Origin of the sequence: Nonomuraea sp. NPDC049637 (assembly GCF_040675235.1) — a bacterium.
Lineage (GTDB): Bacteria > Actinomycetota > Actinomycetes > Streptosporangiales > Streptosporangiaceae > Nonomuraea.
In genome coordinates this window covers 37,236-58,096 of sequence record NZ_JBFAOM010000028.1, presented here as the reverse complement: position 1 = coordinate 58,096, position 20,861 = coordinate 37,236, and the positions used below count along the sequence as shown (strand labels likewise).

Below are 20,861 nucleotides of genomic sequence, written 5' to 3'. Positions count from 1 at the left end.
GTCAGGCCACCTCCGCGAAGGCGCCGCAGTACTCGGCGACCGGGTCTCGTCGCGCGCCGGTGACCGGATCCCGGTACGGCGCCATCATCTGGGCGAAGGTGGCCGCGGAGCCGGCCGTCTCGCCGCCGTCCATGACCGCTCCCGCGGCGAGCTCCGCGGCGGCGGTCAGTGACCGGGCGCCGCCGAACCGCTTCTCGCAGCTGATCTCGACGGACTCCTCGAAGAACCCGATCTCGATGGTGATCGTGATCCGCGCCCGGCCGACCGCGTCGCCGCCCTCGTACCCCAGCTCCAGGTAGAGCTCGATCGAGGCGGAGACCAGGCCGAGGACGTCCACCTCGCCGCGGGCGCGGAAGTAGCCGAACAGGACGGCCTGCCCGGTCGCGGCGTCGAGGTGGAAGTAGATCCCGGCCATCACCGACACGCTGCCGCTGGCCACCCCGAAGTCCACGGACGCCGCCGCCCCGAACTCCAGGCCGGCGTCCAGCGCGCGGACCCCGTCGGGCGACAGCACGATCCCGAACCAGCCGCCGCCGCCGAACAGCGAGACGGTGAGCCGGAACGGCGCGTCCCTGCGGCAGAACGCGAACCCGATCTCCAGCGGCCGGGTGCCCGCGAACGGCAGGTCCAGGTAGGCGTTGAGAGAGATGTTCGCCAGGCTGAAGACGCCGATCGCCAGGTTCGGCAGCGGCATCCCGTACCTGGCCAGCACGCCGCGCGGGGAGACGTCGAGCGTCGGCGGGTCGCTGAACCCGTCGAGCGGGATGATCCGGCGCAGCGTCTCGACGAACGACAGCGCCCCGATGAACTCGACGTCGCGGAACGCCACCTCGACGTCGGGCTTCTCGCCCGCCCGCATGGTGAACCTGATCCGCCGGAAGTCCAGCCGCATCGCCTCCAGCACGCCCGGCAGCAGCACCAGGTCGAACTCCTCCAGCGTGCAGGTCACGTCGGCGGCCGGAGGCGTGTCCGGCCGCAGCCCGGCGCGCAGGTCGACGACCACGGAGAAGCGGCCCTTGCGCGCCGGGTCGCCGTGGCCGTCGTGCGGGACGAAGATCGGCTGCTCGCCCTCGCGCAACGACCAGGGCTGGATGTCGGGCGTCCACTCCAGCCGGGCGGCGACGGACTCCGGCAGCCGCAGGCCGGCTCCGGCGCTCTCGATCGCCCGCCGCAGCGGCAGCACCCCGGCGGGGGCGTCGTCCCAGATGGCGAGGGCCTGTCGCAGGTGGCCGAGCAGGGTGACGACGGCGTGGTCCACGTCGGCGGGAAGGCCGGCGCCGAGCGCGTCGAGGGCGGCGCTGAAGTCGCGGAAGGCCGCGTCCACCCGGCCGAGGTCGGCCGTTCCCGCGATGAACGCCTCGACGGCGGCGGCGAGGGTCAGCGCGGTGGTCCGTACCCGCTCGGCCGCGGCGGCCACCGCCGGGAAGCGGGCGGCCACCTCGGTGAGCCGGCGTTCGGCGCGGCGCAGGTCGGTGAGGAAGGCGGTGGCGGCGTTGAGGGTCTGCGTGACGAACCGCGGCGCCTTCAGCTCCTCGTCCAGGCCGGCGGCCTTGACCAGGGCGGACAGCGGGATGACGCCGAACAGCTTCGCGCCGATCGCGTCGAAGAAGTCCGAGGGCCGGAAGGTGCCGTCGGCGACCGTGCCGAGCGGGTCGGCCGCCGCGGCGGGCGTTCCGGCGGGTGTTCTGGCGGCGCTGACCGGGCCGGTCAGCCGGGACAGGCCCGCGACGGTGAACGTGGGCGCGGCCAGGCCGCCGGCGCGGTCCCGCTGGTCGTCGAAGTCCATGACCAGCGGGGACGTGCCGCTGACCAGCTCCAGGAACACCTCGCCGGGGTTGACGGGGTCGCCGGGCCGGTCGGGCGTCCGGTCGAAGGCGGCCAGCCGGTAGCGCCGGGCGTACCGGACCGGGCGGGGCCCGGACGCGCCGGTGAGCCTGCTCACGGCCGGGACCACCGCCGACGCCCAGCGCAGCACCGGCAGGAAGCCGGGGATCCGCTGGTGGAGCTGGTCCTCGCGGTCCGTCGGCAGGGCCGTCCCCCAGACGAGGGTCGCGGCCTCGACGGTGGTGTCGTCGGGCGCGGCGGGCGCGGCGACGGCGACCCGGGCGCCGTGCAGGTCGGCGCTCAGCCGGTCCGGCGGCGCCTCTGCCGGACCGGGGTCCAGGGCGTTGTACGCCGCTGCCGCCGCCACCAGGTCGGCGCCCTTGTTGAAGTTCTCGGTGAGGAACAGCAGCGGAGTGCTGAACTCGGTCACCCGTCCGGCCAGGTCGGTCGCGCGCACCTGGAACAGGAACGGGTCCTGGTCGCGGACGGCGGGGAAGAAGGCGTGCTGCCCTTCGCGCACCGGCAGGACGTCGGCGGGCGGCGAGAGGTCGGGGGTGACCAGGGTCAGCAGTTCGACCCGCCGGAACGGGAACTGGGCGTCGAGCCGTTCGCCGTCGGCGTCGCGGCGGGCCGCGCCGGGCGGGAAGTCCCTGACCGGTTCGCGGCAGGTGATGAAGATGCGCTGGGCCAGGTAGGCGGGATGTTCCGGGCGGTCGGGGTCGAACTTCCGCTCGGTCACCTTCACCAGGTCCGCGCGGTGCCCGAAGGGGCACAGGTAGCCCGAGTAGAGCACCCGTACGTAGTGGTCGCGGCCCATGGCCGCGCGGTGCCGCCACTGGCTGACGTTCGTGATCGCCGGGCGGGGGTCCCAGCTGCCGAGGGCGTCGAGCCAGCCGCCGAGGGCGGACAGGATCAGGTGGCCGACCTCGACGGGCACCGGCACGTACGGCTGGTGCCCCGGCTCGGTGAACAGCCCGCGGTCGCTGGTGAGGTGGACGAGCGCGGCCCGGTCGGCGGGCGTCAATGACGTGGGAAGCGGGTCGGGCGGCGGATCGACCGGCGTGTCGCCGGGGAAGTCCCTGGTCCACACGGCCCTGGCCCGTGTGTCGCGCAGCCGCGTGTGCCACAGCTCCACCCGGTCCGCCTCGTCGGCGGGGGCCGTGCGGTGCGTCCAGCGCACGTCGGGGGGCGGTGACAGCAGCAGCCGGTACGGCAGCTCGATCGCGGTCCGCGGATCCCCCTCCGGGTCGCGCAGCGGGTCGGCCGGGCCCTGGTCGCCCACCGTGCGCAGCGGCAGCCGTCTCATGGCCGCCAGCAGGCCCGCGGCGGTGTACGGCACCTCGTCCTCGGGCCCCACGACGAAGACGAGCGTGCTGCGCCCGCTGATCCGGGAGACGACGGGAGGCGCCGGATGGGGCCGCACCGGGACGGGGTCGGGCAGCCCGGCCCCGGCCGATTCGAAGAACGCCTGCTCCACGATGTGCTGGGCGGCGAACGTGACGACGATCAGCCCCTCGCGCTCCGGCACGGTCCTGACCAGGATCCGGCCGGCCGCCGGGCGCTTGAACGACAGGCCGGGAAAACCGAAGCGCAGATCCGCCAGGTCGGCGGTGCGGACCAGGCGGACCTGCTCCGGCTCCTCCGCAGGACCGGTCAAGGCTTCACCACCCTTTCCGCTCAGCCGACGAAGGGGGACGCGAAGGCGAACTGTTCCCGGTGGACCAGGTCGGTGACCTGGACGGAGCCCACGCCGCGGTCGAACTGGAAGGGGTTGTCGTCGGGGACGCTCCGCGTGCCGCAGAACGCGGTCTGCCCGTTCTGGAGGTGGATGGCGGTGCACCGGGCGTTGCCGGGGAGCGGGTCGAGCGTGGCGGTCAGGGTCTCGACCTCGACCGCGGAACCCGTGCCGTTGAAGACCTCGGTCTGGGCCTGCTTCCAGGAGGCGCCGGTGCCCCAGATGCAGGCCCGGGCCGACAGGCCGGGGAAGACCGCGCTGGAGACCCAGCTCCCGCAGGTCGGGTCGGCCGCGGCCCGGACGCTGCTCGCGTCGGCCGCACCGGGCGCCGTCACCGCCGCCCCCGCCACCGCCGTCGCGATGAGGGCCCGGGACAGGGCCCTCGCCGTTCTGTCGTTCATCGTGCTCGTCCTTCCGTGGGACGGTATGACCGCCCGAGCGTTTCGTCGCCCTGCGTGAGCGGTCACTTACGTCGCGTCCATGCTGTTGGGCCGGAAGGGCGGCGGGCAACGTTCGGTCCACTCAGCGGACCGGCCGCCCGCGGCGCGTCGGCGCAGCTCACGGGGTAGGGCCCTGGGCATGCCCGAAGGACATCTCATCCACCGGCACGCCGCCGGGCAGCACGCGGACCTGGCCGGCCGGACGGTGCTCGCCGCTGGACCGCAGGGGCGGTTCGACGCGCGGCCGTGGGACGGACGCGTGCTGACGGAGGTGGAGGCGCTCGGCAAGCACCTGCTGTACCACTTCGCGGACGCGCCGACGGTGCACGTCCACCTGGGCATGCGGGGGATCTTCCTGCGGCACGACGACCCCGGGACGTCGCCGCGGCCCGGCACCCGGTTGCGGCTGGCGACCGGCGAGGTGGCCTACGACCTGATCGCGGCCGTGCTGGACCAGAAGGTGTGGTCGGGCATCGGCAACGCGTGGCGGGCCGAGCTGCTGTTCCTCGTCGGCCTGCATCCGAACGCCCGCGGCGTCCGCGCCGAGACCGCCGGGCGGCTGTGGGACGCGGCGGTCAGGTATCTCGCCCTCGGCCGGGACGCCGGGCAGGTGGTGAGTGACCCGGAGGCCCCCTCCGAGCGCTGGGTGTACCGGCGCGAGCACTGCCGAAGCTGCGGCGCACCCGTGCTGACCTGGCAACTCGCGTCCCGGACCGCATATTCTTGCCCCATGGAACAGCCGGAGCGGCCGTGACCGGCCTCCTCGACGTCCGGCGCATCTACGCCGAGCCCGCGGCCGCCGCGCTGCCGCGCGGTCGGGAGATCCTCGCCAGGTTCCCCGGCGCCGAGATCGTCGAGGTCGAGAGCCACCACCGCATCCCCGAGCTGTACGGCGACGAGGCGAACGTGGCCCGCTGGGTGCGCATCAAGACCGAGGCGCTCGTGCTCGGCGTCAAGAAGTCGCTGACGGCCCGGCCCAACGGCCGCTCGGCCGACTTCATCGCGCCCTCCACGGCCAACGGCTGCGCGATGGCGTGCGCCTACTGCTACGTGCCCCGCCGCAAGGGGTACAGCAACCCGATCACGGTGTTCGCCAACATCGACCAGATCACCGGCTACCTGCGGCGGCACGCCGGCCGCCAGGGCGTCAAGCCCCGGCCCGACCAGGTCGATCCCCGCCTGTGGGTGTACGACATCGGCGAGAACTCCGACTGCTCGCTCGACGCCACGATCTGCGACAACGTCCGGGACCTGGTCGAGCTCTTCCGCGACCTGCCCAACGCCAAGGCCAGCTTCGCCACCAAGTACGTCAACCGCGACCTGCTCGGCTGGGACCCGCGGGGGCGTACGCGGGTGCGGTTCAGCCTCATGCCCGCCGCCGACTCCAAGCTCCTGGACATCCGCACCTCGCCGGTCGCCGAGCGCATCGACGCGATCAACGACTTCGTCGCGGCCGGTTACGAGGTCCACGTCAACCTGAGCCCGGTGGTGGTCCGGGACGGCTGGCTGGAGGACTGGGCCGAGCTGCTGGAGCGGCTCGACGACGCGCTGTCGCCCCAGGCCCGCGCCCAGCTCGCCGCCGAGGTGATCTTCCTGACCCACAACGACCGGCTCCACCAGGTCAACCTGGGCTGGCACCCGAAGGCCGAGGAGGTGTTGTGGCGGCCTGAGCTGCAGCAGGCCAAACGGTCGGAGACGGGCGGCTGGAACGTCCGCTACCGCAACGGCCACAAGGGCCGCTACGTCGCCGCCCTGACCGGGCTGATCGCCGCCAGGCTCCCCTACTGCCGCGTCCGCTACGCCTTCTGACGGCCCGCCCCGGCCCCCGGTCCGGGGAACCAGGCGCCGACCGCCTCCCGGCCCGCCACCGTCAGGCCGGGACGCCGACCGGCTCCCGTCCCGGCGGCGCCGTCAGGCCGACGAGCCGACCTGCGGGGCGCGGCCGGTGCTCGGCCGGCCGCGCGCCTCGCGGACGAAGGTCAGCGCCACCGCGCCCGCCACGGGCCCGGCGGCCAGGGTGGCGAACGCGGCGGAGAAGGAGCCGCTGGCCTGGTAGACCGCCCCCACGACGACCGGCACGGTCACGCTGCCCAGCTGCGCCACCGCGTTCGTCGCGCCCGCCGCCGAGCCGGCCAGCGCCGTCCCGGACAGGCCGGGCACCATGGCGATCAGCAACGGCGAGTACAGGTACGCGCCCAGCCCCGCGAACCCGGCCGTCACCAGGAACGCCGTCTCCGTCTCCATGCGGCCGAACAGCAGCAGGCAGCCGGCGAAGGCGACCAGCACGGCGACCGCCGGGCGTTTGCGTCCGCGTCCGGCCAGGTCGGTGGCCAGGCCGATGACCGGTTTGCCCACCGCGCCCGCCGCCGCGAACACCACGACGACCGTGCCCGCCGCCACCGGGTCGAGCCCGTGCCCCTTCACCATGAGGGTGTTGGACCAGGTCACGAAGCCGTACGTGCCCCACAGCCCGCCGAAGCCGGCCAGGCCGATCAGCAGCAGGTCCCGGTCGCGGGCCAGGCCGCGCAGCGGCGGGCGCGCGGCCGGCGCGGCCGCCGGCTCGCGCCGGTCGCGCAGCAGGGTCAGGCACACCAGCGCGAGCCCCATCGACACGATCCCGAACAGCTGGTACGAGGCCCGCCAGTCGTACCACTGGATCAGCCGGGGCACGAGCACGTTGGCGATCACCGTGCCGAGCGAGGACGCCATGGTGAACACGCCCATCGCCAGCCCGCGCTCCCGCTCGCCGAACCAGGACGCGATGAGCTTGACGCCCGCCGCGAAGTCGGCCCCCGCGCAGAGCCCGATCAGCGCCTGCACCGCGATCCCCGCCCCGGCGGACGGCACGGACCCGAACACGATCATGAAGCCGCCCGCCGTGAACAACGACCCCGACAACACGACCCGGCTGCCGATCCGGTCGCCGAGCAGCCCGCCGCCGATGTTGGACAGCACGTAGCCGACGTAGTACGCCGTCGCGAACGCCCCCAGCCCGGCCAGCGACACCCCCAGCGCCTCGCCCGCCTGCAGCGACGCGGGCCCCCAGGTGGAACGGTCGACGGAGGTCATGGTGAGCGAGGCCCAGCAGAGCAGCAGCACGACCCACCGCCGCGGGGACCGGAGCTCGACCGACGGTGACCCTGTGTAATCGCTCACGTGCGGTCACGCTACTGCTTCACACCACGCCATGTGACTCTCTGTACTTGAGCTATAACAATCTGCTACTGTCGGCGGTCCTTCCAGACCACGTCGAGGGGACCTCGAAATGTTCAAGAGAAGACGCGGATCAGCCGGCCTCGCGATCGCCGCCGTGGCCGGCGTGCTGGCCTCCGCCGCGCTGGCCGGGCCGGCCCGCGCGGCCGCTCCCGTACCGCTGCCCCACCCCTACCCCGGCTTCGGCCCCGCCTGGCCGGCCCCGGCGGGCCCGGCCCACGTCAACGACCAGGCCGCCCGCGGCGGCCAGGGCCTGCTGAACAAGATCGCCTCCGGGGTGTCGTGACCCCCGCACCGGCGCAGGCGCCGGGCGTCGGCCTACGGCGACGCCCGGCCCGTCCACTCCGCCGGGAACCCTCCGCCTGACCACCCGCGGAGCCGACGCGGCACGCGGATCAGGCGCCGGGCGCTTCCCCGGGCTCGCCGGCGAAGTGCCGCAGAACCATCTCGGTCAGCGCGTCGACGTCGGCCTCGACCATCGGCTCGCCGGTCATGCCCATCCGGTGCAGCAAGGTGCCGACGACGATGTCGATGTAGAGCAGGACGCGCTGCTCCGGCTCGCCGAGCGCCTCCTGGAGCGCGAGCCGGTACGGATCCTGGAACCGGGTGGACAGGACCTCGCGCAGGGCCGGATCGCTGACGGCGTCGCTGAACACGCCCGCGAACGCGTCGCCCGTGCCCGGCTCGCTGATCTTCCCCGCGATCCAGCGGATGGTCGAGGACATGATCTCGGCCCGGCCGGCGCCCTCCAGCGGCGCCGGGCCGAACGCGTCGAGCAGGCAGTCGACGATCAGCTCGCCCTTCGTCGGCCAGCGCCGGTAGACCGTCGTCTTGGCCACGCCGGCCGCGGCGGCGATGCGCTCGACGGTGGCCCGCGCGTAGCCGAGCTCGTGGACGGTGCGCAACGTGGCGGCGAACACCTCGGCGTTGACGCCGGAGCGCGGGCGACCGGGCGGTCTGGCGGAAGGGCTCGCTCGGGTCATGCCTGAACGATAACTTATTGCGCTACCATAAGTATCGATACTTTAGGTAGCGGAATTGGAGGACCCATGACCGGCAGCCGCGATCCGAGCCGGGAACACCGGCCCACCCCCGAGCCGCCCGGGTCACGCGCGGCCGTCCCCGTGCCGCCCGCGGCCGTCCCGCCGCCGGAACCGGGCACGGGCGGGCTGCTGCGGCCGCACGTGCCGGCGTTCGTCGCCGTCGTCGTGTCGCAGGTGATCGGCGCGGTCGCGGGCCTGGCGCCGCTGCTGGCGGTCGTCGAGGTGGGCCGCGTCCTGCTGTCGCCGGGCCCGGTGGACGCCGATCGTGTCCGGATCGCGGTGCTCGCGGGCGTGGCCGGGCTGTTCGTGCGGCTGCTGCTGACGGGCGCGTCGTCGGGGCTCGGGCACGTGCTCGACGGCCGGGTGCAGCTGTCGTTACGTCGGCGGCTGGCGGACCGGCTCGGGCGCGTGCCGCTCGGCTGGTTGTCCACCCGCCGCACCGGCGAGCTGGCCAAGGTGGTGGGCGAGGACGTCAGCGCGGTGCATCCGTTCATCGCCCACGCCCCCGGCGACCTGGCCGCGGCGTTCGTGGTGCCGGCGGTGTCGCTGGCCTACCTGCTGACCGTCGACTGGCGGCTCACCCTGATCACGCTGATCCCGGTGGCGCTGGCCCTGGGCCTGGGCTACGACCTGGCGCTCTGGCGCGCCTACCGCGGCGTGCCCCTGTCCTGAGCGGGACGCGGGTCAGCGCCGCAGCCTCGGGTCGCGGGTGGGGTCGGCGTACATGCGCGGGCAGCCGCGGCCGACGGCTTTCGGACGCAGTTCGTAGTGCCAGGGCTCGTTGCGGTAGATCTGGCACAGCCCGTACGCGGCGCCGTGCGCCGACAACCATCCGGCGGCGGCCGCCCCCAGGTCGACCGCGTCCCCGGACACGTGCAACGACCTGTCCGGGGAGGCGACCCATCGGGCGGCCTCCCGCGCCGAGCCGTACCGGGCGACCGCCTCGAGGCGCAGCCGCTCCTGGTAGGCCGGGGAACGCCGGCCGCTGTTGACGACGAACTCGACGCCGTCGCCCGCCGCCGCGGCCGCCGCCCGGCGCAGGGCCCGGAGCAGGTCGGCGTCGAGGCCGGCGACGGCCGGGACCCCGTCGTCGAAGACCGTCGCGCCGTCGGGCACGGCCCCCTCGGCCTCCTCGTACGCCGAGACGGCCGGGGACGTCGCCGCCTGATGCACGACGACGCCGGAGGCGAGCGTCACACCGAGGACGACGAGCGCGGCCACCAGGGCCGGTCGGGCCAGGCGGGCTGCCGTTCGTGCTGGTCCGCTGGGTATCATGCCGCCAGTCAAGGCAGCGGGCCGTTGCCGGCCCGTATGGGATTTTTCATATGCCGGCGATAGGCCCCGGGCCGTACGGTCAGGGGTATGCGGGTACTGATCGTGGAGGACGAGCCCTATCTGGCGGAAGCCGTCCGCGACGGCCTGCGCCTGGAGGCGATCGCCGCCGACATCGCCGGCGACGGGAACACCGCCCTGGAGCTGCTGAGCGTCAACGCCTACGACATCGCCGTCCTCGACCGCGACATCCCGGGCCCTTCGGGCGACGAGATCGCCGGGCACATCGTCGCCTCCGGGAGCGGCATGCCCATCCTCATGCTCACCGCCGCCGACCGGCTCGACGACAAGGCCAGCGGCTTCGAACTCGGCGCCGACGACTACCTCACCAAGCCCTTCGAGCTGCGCGAACTCGTGCTCCGCCTCAGAGCGCTCGACCGCAGGCGGGCCCACAGCAGGCCGCCGGTGCACGAGATCGCGGGCCTGCGCCTGGACCCGTTCCGCCGCGAGGTCTTCCGCGACGGCCGCTACGTCGCGCTCACCCGCAAGCAGTTCGCCGTGCTCGAAGTCCTCGTCGCGGCCGAGGGCGGGGTCGTCAGCGCCGAAGAGCTCCTGGAGCGGGCGTGGGACGAGAACGCCGACCCCTTCACCAACGCCGTCCGCATCACGGTCTCGTCCCTGCGCAAGCGCCTGGGCGAGCCCTGGGTGATCGCCACCGTGCCGGGGGTCGGCTACCGCATCGACACGGCGCCGGCGGCCGGGAGCGAGGGGGACGATCGTGGGTAGGGCCCCCGGGCTGAGCGTGCGGCTCAAGCTCACCCTGAGCTACGCCGGGTTCCTCGTGGTCGCGGGCCTCGTGCCGCTCGGCGCCGTCGGGGTGTACTACATGCGCGGTCTGCCCGACGACGCCATCTACTCCACCGGCGACTTCATGGTCAACCGCTCGGCCATCCTGCGGTCGTTCGCCCCGGTCGCGGCTCTCGTGCTGGTGTTCCTGATGGTGTTCGGCCTCGTGGGCGGGTGGCTGCTGGCCGGCCGGATGCTCGCGCCCCTGACCCGCATCACCGACGCCGCCCGCGCAGTCACCGGCGGCTCGCTCTCCCACCGCATCCGGCTGCCGGGCCGCGCGGACGAGCTGCGCGAGCTCGCCGACGCCTTCGACACCATGCTCGTACGGCTCGAGGCGCACGTCGCCGAGCAGCGCAGATTCGCCGCCAACGCCTCCCACGAGCTGCGCACCCCGCTCGCCGTCGCCCGGACGCTGCTCGACGTCGCCCGCACCGACCCCACCCGCGACCCCGCCGAGCTCGTCGACCGCCTCCATCTGGTCAACACCCGGGCGATCGACCTCACCGAGGCGTTGCTCCTGCTCAGCCGTGCCGACCAGCGGTCCTTCCCGCGCGAGCGCGTCGACCTGTCGCTGATCGCCGAGGAGGCCGTCGAGACGCTGCTGCCCCTCGCCGAGCGGCGCGGCCTCGCCGTCGAGACCGCCGGCGACCTGGCCCCCGCCACCGGCTCGCCCGCGCTGCTGCTGCAGATGACGACGAACCTCGTGCACAACGCGATCGTGCACAACCTCGCCGGGCAGGGCATGGTGTGGGTCACGACCGCCGTGCACGCCGGGACGGTGACTCTCACCGTCGAGAACACCGGCGACGAGCTGCACCCGGACGTGGTCCCCACGCTGGTGGAGCCGTTCCGGCGGGGCACCGACCGCGTCCGCGCCGATCACGCGGGGGTCGGGCTGGGCCTGGCGATCGTCGGCAGCATCGTCCGGGCGCACGACGGGGCGCTCGACCTCGTCCCGCGCCCGTCCGGGGGCCTGCGCGTCACCGTGCGCCTCCCGGCGGGCGTCACGGAGGGCACCCCCCGTCGGCGCTCGCCCGCCGCCTGAACTCCGTGGGCGTCAGGCCGGTCGATTCGCCGAAGGCCCGGTAGAAGCTCGACCTCGTCCGGAAGCCGCTGGCGTGCGCGACCCTGTCCACGCCCCAGCCGGTGACCAGCAGCAACCGGCAGGCGTGGGCGACCCGCAGCCGGGTGACGTACTGCCAGAGGGGCATGCCGAGGGCGCGTTTGAAGGCCAGGGCCGCGTAGGTGGGGTGCACCCCGGCGGCTTCGGCGATCTCCTCGACCGTCAGCCGGTCGGTGTAGCGGCGGGCGACGACGGCCAGCATCCGCTCGGCCGATCCGGCCGCCGCCGCTTCGGCGGGCGCCGTCCCGCGCGGCCCGCCGGTCAGGCGGGCCAGCCGGGCGTGCATCTCCAGCAGGCAGACCTCGGCCACGGCGGGGGCCGGCTCGTGGCGCAGCTCCCGGTCCCAGCGGCTCATGAGGAAGCGGTCGTGCTCGCCCTCGGCGGCGGTGCCGTACAGGAACTCTCCCGACAGCGCCCGCTCGACCGCGCCGCGCAGCGGGTCGTGGCCGATGACGGCGCTCAGCGGGACGGTGGCCCACAGGAAGTCCACGCCTTCGGCCGTGAGCAGCCGGTGCGGGTAGCCGCCCCAGAAGACGGCGAGCCGGCCGGGCGGCAGGTCCACCTCGCCGCCGACGGTCGCGTACCTGGCGGTGCCCGACAGGACGAGGTTGAACTCGACCTCGGGGTGGAGGTGGGAGCGGGGCATGGGGCCCGACGTCACGTGGAACGCCTGCAGGCCGATGACCTGGGCGAGAGATCGCACACCTTGAGGATATGCGACATCTGCGATCTTCCGGGTGGATGACCGGAACGACCCCATCACGGCAGAGTGGCGGCATCTCACCACACCCCGGAGGTTCCACCATGTCCGAGCTGGACGACTTCCTGTTCGACCTCAACGGCTACCTCATCCTCAGGAACGCCGTGGACGCGGATCTGCTGCGGCGGCTCAACGAGGAGTTCGACGCCTTCCCCCGCCACCTGGCCAGGGGCGAGTGGTACCGGGGCGCCCAGCGCCGCGACTACACCCCCGAGACCGGCTTCGAGCTGCACCAGGCGGTGGCGGCGGGCCGGCCGTTCGAGGAGCTGGTCGACCACCCGAGCTGGTTCGGCCTGGTCAGGCACTACGCGGGCGAGGAGGACAGCTACATCCCGGGCGTCTTCGTCGACGAGACGATCGCCTCCATCCGCGAGTCGGGCGGGCACCACCCCGTGCACTCCGGCGGCTACCGCACCGCGCTGCGCTGCGGCTACCGCTACGACCACGGCGTCTTCCGGTGCGGCCAGGTCAACATCATCCTCGCGCTGACCGACATCGGCGCGGGCGACGGCGCGACGATGGTGGTGCCGGGCTCGCACAAGTCGAACTTCCGGCACCCGCTGGCCGGCGACTACGCCAGGGGCGACCGCATGGACACCCTGCCGGGCGCGATCCCCGTCCACCTGGACAAGGGCGACGCGCTGCTCTTCGTGGACGGGCTCATGCACGGCGGCTCCACCCGGACCAACCCCGGCGAGCGCCGCGTGGTCATCTACCGCTACGGCCCGGTATGGGCGGGCAGCAGGTACGGCTACGTCCACGACGAGTCCTGGCTCGGCGGCCTGACCGAGCAGCGTCGCAAGGTGCTCTGCCCGGTCCCGCCCGTCCGCGTCGGCGACCCCTGCCCCGCGGAGCCCGGCGACAGGTGAGCCCCGGCCACGCCCCGCGCGCGGGCGTGACCGGGCTCAGCGGCGGGGGCAGGCGAACTCGTCGTGCGGGCCCCAGGTGGTCTTCACGTCGCCGCCGTCGCGGCGGCCGCACTCCATGGCCACCACCGGCCCTTGGGAGGTGTCGCGGAGGATGAGGAACCTCTTGTCGGACGGCACGACGGTCACCGCGCCCGACGCGTTGCGGGGATCGCTCGGGTAGACGATCGTCCCCGTGGCGCCGCGCAGGCCGGCGTCGCCGCCGACGCCGAAGGAGGACAGCACCTGCACCGAGCCCCGCCCGCACCCCGCCGCCTTGTTGAGCTGGCAGACGGTGTTGACGGCCGTGGCCATGGTCATGAGGGCGTCGTAGGCGAGCGGCCCGCGCCAGTGGTCGTACCAGGCGTCGTGGCCGTAGGCGGCGGAGTAGCGGTCGAGGTACTCCTTGCCCATCTCGTTCGGCGGCCGGCTGGGCAGCGCGTGCGCCGAGTAGTAGAGCGTGACGCCGTCGAAGGACAGTTGCTGCGCGCGCGCCACCGTGGTGGTGACGTCGGCCCCGGCCAGCACGGTGAGCGCGCTCGGGCAGGCGTTCTTGCCCTTGACGGTCTGCAGGAAGTCGCGCAGCCGCTGGGCCCGTCCCGGCCAGACGACCAGGGTGCGCCGCGGGTCCTTGGCGACGATCGCGCACGTCTCGTCGGCCAGCGCCGACAGGCTGTAGACCGTCTTGCCGCCGGGCTGGGGGCTCTTGTTCGACGGCGAGAACCACAGCTGGGTGCTCGGCCGGAACTCGGCGGCGAGGTCGTCGCTGAGGGTCTTGCTGTAGTCGTCGTCGGGGTCGCCGAGGATGACGGCCGACGCGGCGGGGGCGCAGGTGCCGTCCTTGGCGGGGATGACGCCGGCGTTCCTGGCGAAGGCCGCGATGAGCCGGGCCTGCTCCGGGTTGTCGTAGGAGACCTGGTGATAGAGCGGGTGCGACTGGAAGGTCTCCGAGGTGGCGCCGATGCCCAGCATGGGCAGGCCGCCGTCGCCGAGGATCCGCTGGGCCTCGATCGTCTCCTTCCTGCTCTCGCCCAGCCCGATGACGCCGAGCACCTTGCGGTCCGGCTGGGCCGCGATCCGGCGCGCCATCTCGGGCGCCTTCGCGTACCCGGCGCCGGCCTCCTGGACGTTCACCCGCACGAAGACGTTGCCGTCGTAGTTGCGCCGGCTGTGCGGGGTGGCCTCGGCCATGTCGTTCATCTTCTGCTGGGCCAGCCGGATCCCGCGCAGTTCGGGGAGCACGCCGTTGTACTCGGGGTGCTCGAAGGTCACGACGCCGGAGCCGAGGTACACCACGGTCTTGACGGTGTACCCCTGCTTCTCCTTGGCCGCGACTCTGGCGTTCTCGGCCTCGATCCGCTGCTTGTCCGCGGCGTAGAGGCGCTGCGCCCCGGCGGCGTCCGGGACCGGGGAGGGCGGGCCCGCGGAGCCGGGCGCGGGCCGCGCGAGGCAGGAGGTGTCCGGCGGCCGGATCGGGGGCAGCCAGGGAATCGCGAGCACGACCGCCAGCCCGGCCACGGCCAGGCCCTGCGCCACGGCCTCCGTCGTGGCGAGCGCGGGGCTGCCGAGCCGTACGGGGATCCTGGTGCGGCCCGCCAGGGCGGCGGCGTCGAGGCCGTCGGTCCCCTGGATGACGCCCTCCGTCGTGGCAAGGGCCGTCGTGGCAAGGGCCGTCGTGGCAAGGGCCGTCGTGGCAAGGGCCGTCGTGGCGAGGGCCGTCCTGCCGTCGAGAGCGCTCGCCGTCCACCTGAGGTCCGGGCCCGGGGCCTCGGCGTCGGACGCCGGGGCGGCGATCACGATCGTGCGGCGTACGCGGGTGTCCCGTACGGCTTCGGCGACGCGGTCGGTGAGCGCGGCGTCGCCGGTGACGAAGAGCACGAACCTGCTGCGGCGACGCCGCCGCCACGGTGACAGCCTGGGGGTGAAGGCCGCCTCCAGGTCGCGCAGGAGCGCCCGGAGCAGGGCCCCCTCCTGCTTCTCCCGGTCGGGGCCCCACATGAGCCGGCCGGCTTCGGGGAAGAAGTCGGCCTTGTCATGCCCGATGTGGCCGGGGAACCAGCCGCGGGTCCGGCGGCGCCACGACCAGCGGAAGACTCCCCGGATAGCCCAGCCCGCCACGATGAACAGCAGAACCTGGAAAAACAATGACAATCCGCCTACTTGGTTGGCGCTCCGGACGAAATAGGCGAGATTTGGGTGGAGGTCGTGAAAAGCCAGCTCTAGTGCACCGGTTGCCTGCTCACCTTCCTTTATCGCCTTCAACACCCGATAACGGGGAAAACGCACTGTGCCCCAGCCGCGTGGCGTCGTGTTCCCCAGCTGGACGACGATCCCGTCCAGGCCGGTGGCCGCGTCGACCTCGGCGTACGGGACGAGCGGCCGGTCGTCGGCCGTGCGCAGGCGGCGGGCGAGCGCCTTGACCACGACGCCGGGGGCGGCCGCCCGGGTGCCCTTATAGATCTTCACGACGAGCGCCGGAGCGGCCCTGCGTGCCGTGACTCTTTCGTCGATCATCGAGGCGAACGCGTCGAAGTCGCCGTTCGAGGGAGCCATGCACCCAGTATTGGGGGCGCGGGTAATTCGGCCCGCCCGCGATACGAAAGTGAAATCGAACGTTCGCGGCTATCGGCTTGCGCGCAGGAGCGACAGCAGCCCGGCGGTGTCGACGACGTGGGCCGTTCTCGGGAACACGCCGCCCATCAGCGTCCGGTGGAGGTGCGGGTCCGGGTCGGCGACCCCGTCCGACAGCACGTGCAGCCGGTAGTCGCGGTCGGCGGCGTCGGCGACGGTGGACAGGACGGCCCCGCCGGTGGTGAGCCCGGCGACGACCAGCGTGGTGATCCCGCGCTCCCGCAACCGCCGGTCGAGGTCCGTCGTGGACAGCGCGCCGACCCGGGTCTTGCGGACGACCAGGTCCCCGGGCTCGGGCGCGACCCTCGGGTGGAAGTCCGTGCCGGGATCCTCGTGGTGCAGCAGGCGTCCGCGCCCGATGAGCGAGAACGTCGGGTTGGCGGCCGGGATCGCCGCCCAGTCGGCCTCGGTGAAGCCGAGCCGCACGTGGACGACGGCGGCGCCGTGCGCGCGCAGGCCGGCGGCGGCGCCGGCCACCCGGGACAGCAGCGCCTCCTGCTCCTCCGGACCGGGCAGCGAGGCGAGCACGCCCTGCTGGAGGTCCAGAACGAGCAGCGCGGTCGTGCGGGGGTCGAGCTCGGGGGACGTGACGGTCATCGTTGTCTCCTTGGTGATGAGGGGGATTCAGGCGTGGGACGCCGGCACCGGCTCGGGACGGGCCGCGGCGGCGCGCCGGGGAAGCAGCAGCGGGGTCGCCAGCAGGAGCACGCCGGCCAGGCCGATGGCCGTGCGGGGGCCGAGCAGCGCGCCCAGCACCCCCCATGCGGCCGTCAGCAGCGCGGTCGACGCCTTGGTCGTCACCGACCAGGCCGACAGCGTGCGGGTGATCCGGTCGTTCGCGGTGCGTTCGAGGCGGTAGGTGGCCGAGACGGGGTTGAAGACGCCGCAGCAGAGGATGAGCCCGAGTTCGACGCCCATCACCAGCAGCAGCCCGCCGGTGCCCGGCCCCACGAAGGCCAGCCCGACCGGCCACACCGCGCGCAGCGTCCCGGTCACGACCAGGACGCGGTGCTGCCCGAACCGGGCGACCAGCGGACGGGCCAGCCGCGCCCCGAGCAGCCCGCCGATCGCGGGCACGGCGAAGGCGAGACCGTACTGCCACGAGGCGAACCCCAGCCGGCCGAGCATCAGGACGGCCAGCAGCGCGTCGGCGGCCATCAGCAGCCCGTTGAACAGGGCGGTGTTGAGGAACAGCGGGCGCAGCGCGGCGTCGGCCAGGATGTAGCGCCAGCCGTCGAGCAGGTCGCCGGCGCGCATGCGGGCGGGATCCCGTCGTCCGGGGCGCGGCTCGGCGCCGCCCGCCGCGCGGACGCCCAGGGCCGACAGCAGGTAGCTGACCGCGTCGGCCACCACCGTCGCGACCGGGCCGAGCAGCGCGATCGCGGCGCCGCCCAGCGGCGGCCCGACGATCGTGGTCGTCCAGGTCGTGGACTCCAGGCGGGCGTTCGCGACGAGCAGGTGCTCGCCCGGCAGCAACGTCTTGAGGTACGCCCCGGAGGCGGCGCGGAAGGTGATGTCGGCCGCCGCCACCACGACCGAGAGCAGCAGCAGCTGGACGAAGGTGAGCACGCCGAGCGCGAACGCGGCGGGGATCGTCAGCAGCGCCGCGCACCGCACGAGGTCCGCCGCGATCAGCACGGGCCGCTTGCGGCGGAACTCCACCCACGGGCCGAGCGGCACCGCCACGGCCGCGCCCACCGCCGCGCCCACCGCCGACAACGCCGCGACCTCCGCCGGCCCGGCGTGCAGCACCTGGACGGCGATCAGCGGGAACGCGCCGAAGGCGAGCCACGTGCCGAGCGCGCTGGTGCCGTACGCCGCCCACAACCATCCGAACCGGCGGCCCAGCCGGTGCCCGTCCCTCATGTCCGACGCTCCTCGTCCTTCGCCCGTACAACCGATATGCGATCGGGAGCATGCAATCGTGCCGGTGGCCAGGAGATCAAACAACCGGATGCCCCGATCCGCACAACCAGTGGTTGTGTCCGTAAGGTGTGCGTATGGACCTCGACATCGTCCGGACCTTCGTCGCCGCCGCCGAGGCGGGACAGTTCCAGGAGGCCGCCGCCGACCTGGCGGTCACCCAGCAGGCCGTCTCCAAGCGCATCGCCGCCCTGGAACGCGACCTCGGGGTGCGGCTGTTCACCCGCACCCCGCGCGGCACGAAGCTGACCATCGACGGGCAGGCGTTCCTGCCGCACGCCCGCGAGCTGCTGCGGGTCGCCGAGCGGGCGGTCGCGTCCGTACGGGCGGGCAGCCGTCCGCTGCGGGTCGACGTGCTGGCCTCGCGCGGCGTGGGGTCGAGCCTGATGCGCGGCTTCCATCACGCCCACCCCGGCATCGACCTCGACGTGGTGATGTTGTTCGACATCGACGCGGCCGTCTCCGCCATCCGGTCCGGCACGATCGACGCCTCCTTCCGCGCCGTCGCCATGCCCGGCCGGCCCCTTCCTGACGACGTCGAGTCCGCCTGGGTGGTCGACGAGGCCCTCCAGCTCCTCACCGGCCCCGGCCACGCGCTGGCCGACGCCCGCTCGGTGACCCTCGGCCGGCTCGCCGGACACCGGATCTGGATGCCCGGCCTCGCCCCCGGCACGGAGTGGACCGCCTTCTACGACGACCTGGCCGCCGAGTTCGGCCTCACCATCGAGGCGACCGGCCCCAACTTCGGCTCCGACGTGCTCCTCGACACCATCGCCGACACCCCGGCCCTGGCCACGTTCATGGGTGACCGGACCCGGCTCGTCTGGCCCGCCGGTCACGGGCTGCGCCGCATCCCGGTGACCGGCCCCACGCCCGTCTACCCCCACTCGCTCCTGTGGCGCCGCGACAACCCGCACCCGGCGCTGGCCACCCTGCGCGCCCACCTCGCCGCCGCGGCGGCCGAGCCCCAGGCCGGGACGTGGGCCCCGGCCTGGGCGCGGCGGAGGCACGGCCTGCCCGCGCCCTCGCCGGTCAGCCCTCCTGCGGGCCTTGGGTGACCCAGTAGTCCTGGAGCAGGGTGTTCTTGGGGCACCACTCCTCCGAGACGGACGTTCCTCCCACCATGGGCCCGGGGCGCTCCGGCTCGATCCCGCAGCGGATGTGCACCTGGTGCCAGTGCTGGTAGGTGCCGGGCGGGCAGACGGACCGCGCCCCGAACTGCTCGTACCTGATGACCGTGCCGCCGACGCGGTGGGTCTGCTCCGCCCGGCAGGGGCCGTCCGCCGCCGCCCGCGGGTGGGCGTCCGGCCCGGCGAGCGCCGGCCCGCCGGGCAGCGTCAGGGCGGCGGCGAGCGCGGCGGTGGTGAGTGCGCTGCGTGCGCGCATGGTGGTCTCCTTCGATCGGGGTCGGCGGAAGCGGCCGACGCGCTCCGGGGCGCATCGGGCGTGCCCGCCCGGCCGCGTCCGGTGGACGACAGCGAAGCCGCGCCGGCACGGTGTCCAACAGCATCTCGGCCGAACCCGCCCGGTGTGGGACGCCGGCCTCGACGGCTCTCAGGCCCGTCTGCGCCCCGATAGGGTCATCCGGGCATCTCCGGACAGAAGGACCCTCTCTGGTGAATCTGGGCATCGTCGGGCAGGCCGCGGGGCTGTTCGCCGTCACCAACATCGACGACATCCTGATCCTGGCGTTGTTCTTCGCCCAGGGCGCGGGCAGGCGGGGCGTCGCCGTCCGGGTCGTGGCGGGCCAGTACCTGGGGTTCCTCGCCCTCGTGGCGGTGGCCGTGGCGGCGGGCTTCGGGGCGACCTTCCTGCCCGGGTCGTTGATCCCGTACCTCGGGCTGCTGCCCCTCGCCCTGGGCGTCAAGGCCGCCTGGCAGGCGTGGCGGAGCCGCCGCGACGGCGACGACGGCGAACCGGACGCCGACCCGCCCGGCGGCCCGAGGACGCTGGAGGTCGCCGCGGTCACCTTCGCCAACGGCGGCGACAACATCGGCGTGTACGTGCCGGTCTTCGCCACCTCCGGTCCCGGCGCCACCGCCGGGTACGTCGTCGTGTTCCTCGTCCTGGTCGGCGTGTGGTGCGCGGCCGGACGGTTCTTCGCCGCCCGTCCCCTGGTCGCGCGCGCCCTGAGCCGGTGGGGGCACGTCCTGCTGCCCGTGGTCCTGATCGGGCTGGGCCTGCTCATCCTCGTCGAGGGCGGCGCCTTCGGGCTCTAGATCCGGGGAAACTTCGACGCGGCCCGAACCAAGGGCCGGGCGGGGGCGTCCAACAAGATCACGGCATCGGAAGGGGGCCCGGATGGTGATCCGCTCGGGCGGCGCCTCGGGGGCGCGGGCATGGTGAGGCGCGCACGCGCCGCCCGTCCGGCGCCGCGGATCGACGTGGCCCGCCTGCCCGAGGACGTCGTGGCGCTCATTGACGCCCTGGAACCCGGCGAGAGCCTGGTCCTCACGCGTGACGGCGCGTCGATCGCGACGATCTCCAGCACCGTCGACGTGGTCCAGGGCGCCGTCGTCGGCCGCGCGGCGCCGGACGAGCCCGCCGATCCGCCGCCGGTCGGCCACGACGGCGTGACGGTCGTGGCCACCGCGATGGAGTTGTCGAACGCCGCCCGGGTCGCCCTGTCCGACCGGCTCGGGGCCGACTACGTGGTGCTCGACATGCACGCCGCCCCGGCGACGGCCGACGTGCTGCTGGTGCCCGCCGGCAGCCCGCAGCTGATCTCCGGGCTCCGGTCGATGTTCCCCAAGGCCCGCGTGGTCGTCACCGAGATCGAGGACCCGGAGCTCGGCGTCCGGTACCACGGCCCGGTCCGGCGGCTGCTCGACGCCGGCGCGGACGCGTACCTGCCGCCGGCGACCGTCCCGCTGCTGGCCAGGCAGCTCGGCCACGTCCTGGGCCCGGGGCGCGAGCTCACCGGCGAGGCCACGGCGCCCCTGCAGATCGCCCCGGCGGAGGATCGCGACCAGGACGAGCCGGCCTAGTTCGGCGGCCCCTGCGACGGCGGGCCGAACACGGTGGCGGTGTCGACGGTGGCGACGTCGCCCGAGCTCGTGGCGCTTGGGCCTGCCGTCGCCGCCGAAGAGCTCCCCGTCAACCGGACGATTGCTTGAAATGGATCATCGGGCGACGATTGGCGC

20 protein-coding genes are annotated in these 20,861 nt (G+C 73.9%); 10 read left to right on the top strand and 10 right to left on the bottom strand.

Annotation, left to right across the window (positions count from 1 at the left end; all coding sequences use genetic code 11):
• Nucleotide 1 precedes the first annotated feature (1 nt).
• Nucleotides 2-3,481: a hypothetical protein gene (locus tag AB0J71_RS32145; RefSeq protein WP_364417525.1), complete on the bottom strand. Its 3,480-nt coding sequence runs from the start codon at nt 3,479-3,481 to the stop codon at nt 2-4.
• Nucleotides 3,482-3,501: 20 nt separating this feature from the next.
• The gene (locus tag AB0J71_RS32140) at nt 3,502-3,960 is read right to left on the bottom strand and encodes a hypothetical protein (protein ID WP_352329041.1); all 459 of its coding nucleotides are present in this window, start codon (nt 3,958-3,960) and stop codon (nt 3,502-3,504) included.
• Nucleotides 3,961-4,138: 178 nt separating this feature from the next.
• On the opposite strand from AB0J71_RS32140, the gene AB0J71_RS32135 reads away from it, so the two are divergent.
• Both AB0J71_RS32135 and AB0J71_RS32130 read left to right on the top strand, forming a co-directional pair.
• Nucleotides 4,139-4,753: a DNA-formamidopyrimidine glycosylase family protein gene (locus AB0J71_RS32135; RefSeq protein ID WP_364417523.1), complete on the top strand. Its 615-nt coding sequence runs from the start codon at nt 4,139-4,141 to the stop codon at nt 4,751-4,753.
• Nucleotides 4,750-5,808: a spore photoproduct lyase family protein gene (locus AB0J71_RS32130; RefSeq protein ID WP_352329045.1), complete on the top strand. Its 1,059-nt coding sequence runs from the start codon at nt 4,750-4,752 to the stop codon at nt 5,806-5,808. The genes AB0J71_RS32135 and AB0J71_RS32130 overlap by 4 nt, the downstream gene beginning before the upstream one ends.
• Before the next feature lie 102 nt (nt 5,809-5,910).
• Here the strand turns inward: AB0J71_RS32130 and AB0J71_RS32125 are convergent, their stop codons facing one another.
• Nucleotides 5,911-7,155, bottom strand: coding sequence for an MFS transporter (locus AB0J71_RS32125; protein WP_364417521.1), 1,245 nt, complete (start codon nt 7,153-7,155; stop codon nt 5,911-5,913).
• Between the two features lie 109 nt (nt 7,156-7,264).
• On the opposite strand from AB0J71_RS32125, the gene AB0J71_RS32120 reads away from it, so the two are divergent.
• The gene (locus tag AB0J71_RS32120) at nt 7,265-7,498 is read left to right on the top strand and encodes a hypothetical protein (protein ID WP_364417519.1); all 234 of its coding nucleotides are present in this window, start codon (nt 7,265-7,267) and stop codon (nt 7,496-7,498) included.
• Between the two features lie 109 nt (nt 7,499-7,607).
• Here AB0J71_RS32120 and AB0J71_RS32115 read toward each other — a convergent pair whose 3' ends face one another.
• Entirely contained in the window at nt 7,608-8,195 is a 588-nt protein-coding gene (locus tag AB0J71_RS32115) for a TetR/AcrR family transcriptional regulator (RefSeq protein WP_364417517.1), read from the bottom strand.
• A 66-nt stretch (nt 8,196-8,261) separates the two neighbouring features.
• On the opposite strand from AB0J71_RS32115, the gene AB0J71_RS32110 reads away from it, so the two are divergent.
• The gene (locus AB0J71_RS32110; protein ID WP_364417515.1) at nt 8,262-8,927 is read left to right on the top strand and encodes an ABC transporter transmembrane domain-containing protein; all 666 of its coding nucleotides are present in this window, start codon (nt 8,262-8,264) and stop codon (nt 8,925-8,927) included.
• Nucleotides 8,928-8,939: 12 nt separating this feature from the next.
• On the opposite strand, the gene AB0J71_RS32105 is transcribed toward AB0J71_RS32110, so the two are convergent.
• On the bottom strand, nt 8,940-9,530 hold the full coding sequence (locus tag AB0J71_RS32105; RefSeq protein WP_364417513.1) for a D-alanyl-D-alanine carboxypeptidase family protein: 591 nt from the start codon (nt 9,528-9,530) through the stop codon (nt 8,940-8,942).
• A gap of 87 nt (nt 9,531-9,617) precedes the next feature.
• On the opposite strand from AB0J71_RS32105, the gene AB0J71_RS32100 reads away from it, so the two are divergent.
• Both AB0J71_RS32100 and AB0J71_RS32095 read left to right on the top strand, forming a co-directional pair.
• Complete coding sequence (locus AB0J71_RS32100; RefSeq protein WP_364417511.1) at nt 9,618-10,313, top strand: response regulator transcription factor; 696 nt, start codon at nt 9,618-9,620, stop codon at nt 10,311-10,313.
• On the top strand, nt 10,306-11,421 hold the full coding sequence (locus AB0J71_RS32095; protein WP_364417508.1) for a HAMP domain-containing sensor histidine kinase: 1,116 nt from the start codon (nt 10,306-10,308) through the stop codon (nt 11,419-11,421). Before AB0J71_RS32100 ends, AB0J71_RS32095 begins: the two co-directional genes overlap by 8 nt.
• Here the strand turns inward: AB0J71_RS32095 and AB0J71_RS32090 are convergent.
• On the bottom strand, nt 11,381-12,202 hold the full coding sequence (locus tag AB0J71_RS32090; protein WP_352326326.1) for a helix-turn-helix domain-containing protein: 822 nt from the start codon (nt 12,200-12,202) through the stop codon (nt 11,381-11,383). The two genes, AB0J71_RS32095 and AB0J71_RS32090, sit on opposite strands and share 41 nt — an antisense overlap.
• 101 nt (nt 12,203-12,303) lie before the next feature.
• Here AB0J71_RS32090 and AB0J71_RS32085 point away from each other — a divergent pair, with 101 nt between their 5' ends.
• Entirely contained in the window at nt 12,304-13,128 is an 825-nt protein-coding gene (locus AB0J71_RS32085) for a phytanoyl-CoA dioxygenase family protein (RefSeq protein WP_352326327.1), read from the top strand.
• A 36-nt stretch (nt 13,129-13,164) separates the two neighbouring features.
• On the opposite strand, the gene AB0J71_RS32080 is transcribed toward AB0J71_RS32085, so the two are convergent.
• The 3 genes from AB0J71_RS32080 to AB0J71_RS32070 all read right to left on the bottom strand — a co-directional run bounded on the left by AB0J71_RS32080 (nt 13,165) and on the right by AB0J71_RS32070 (nt 17,661).
• The gene (locus AB0J71_RS32080; protein ID WP_364417506.1) at nt 13,165-15,717 is read right to left on the bottom strand and encodes a hypothetical protein; all 2,553 of its coding nucleotides are present in this window, start codon (nt 15,715-15,717) and stop codon (nt 13,165-13,167) included.
• 69 nt (nt 15,718-15,786) lie between these two features.
• Nucleotides 15,787-16,392 (bottom strand): cysteine hydrolase, encoded by a 606-nt coding sequence (locus AB0J71_RS32075; protein ID WP_364417504.1) that lies wholly within the window; start codon nt 16,390-16,392, stop codon nt 15,787-15,789.
• Nucleotides 16,393-16,419: 27 nt separating this feature from the next.
• Nucleotides 16,420-17,661 (bottom strand): MFS transporter, encoded by a 1,242-nt coding sequence (locus AB0J71_RS32070; RefSeq protein WP_364417503.1) that lies wholly within the window; start codon nt 17,659-17,661, stop codon nt 16,420-16,422.
• Nucleotides 17,662-17,795: 134 nt separating this feature from the next.
• Here AB0J71_RS32070 and AB0J71_RS32065 point away from each other — a divergent pair, with 134 nt between their 5' ends.
• Nucleotides 17,796-18,776: a LysR family transcriptional regulator gene (locus AB0J71_RS32065; protein WP_352326333.1), complete on the top strand. Its 981-nt coding sequence runs from the start codon at nt 17,796-17,798 to the stop codon at nt 18,774-18,776.
• Here the strand turns inward: AB0J71_RS32065 and AB0J71_RS32060 are convergent.
• Complete coding sequence (locus AB0J71_RS32060) at nt 18,751-19,104, bottom strand: hypothetical protein (RefSeq protein WP_364417501.1); 354 nt, start codon at nt 19,102-19,104, stop codon at nt 18,751-18,753. The genes AB0J71_RS32065 and AB0J71_RS32060 overlap by 26 nt on opposite strands.
• Nucleotides 19,105-19,334: 230 nt before the next feature.
• Here AB0J71_RS32060 and AB0J71_RS32055 point away from each other — a divergent pair, with 230 nt between their 5' ends.
• Nucleotides 19,335-19,937 (top strand): cadmium resistance transporter, encoded by a 603-nt coding sequence (locus AB0J71_RS32055; protein ID WP_352326336.1) that lies wholly within the window; start codon nt 19,335-19,337, stop codon nt 19,935-19,937.
• 120 nt (nt 19,938-20,057) lie between these two features.
• A complete protein-coding gene (locus tag AB0J71_RS32050) occupies nt 20,058-20,705 on the top strand; it encodes a hypothetical protein (protein ID WP_364417499.1) in 648 nt (215 codons plus the stop codon).
• Nucleotides 20,706-20,861 lie beyond the last annotated feature (156 nt).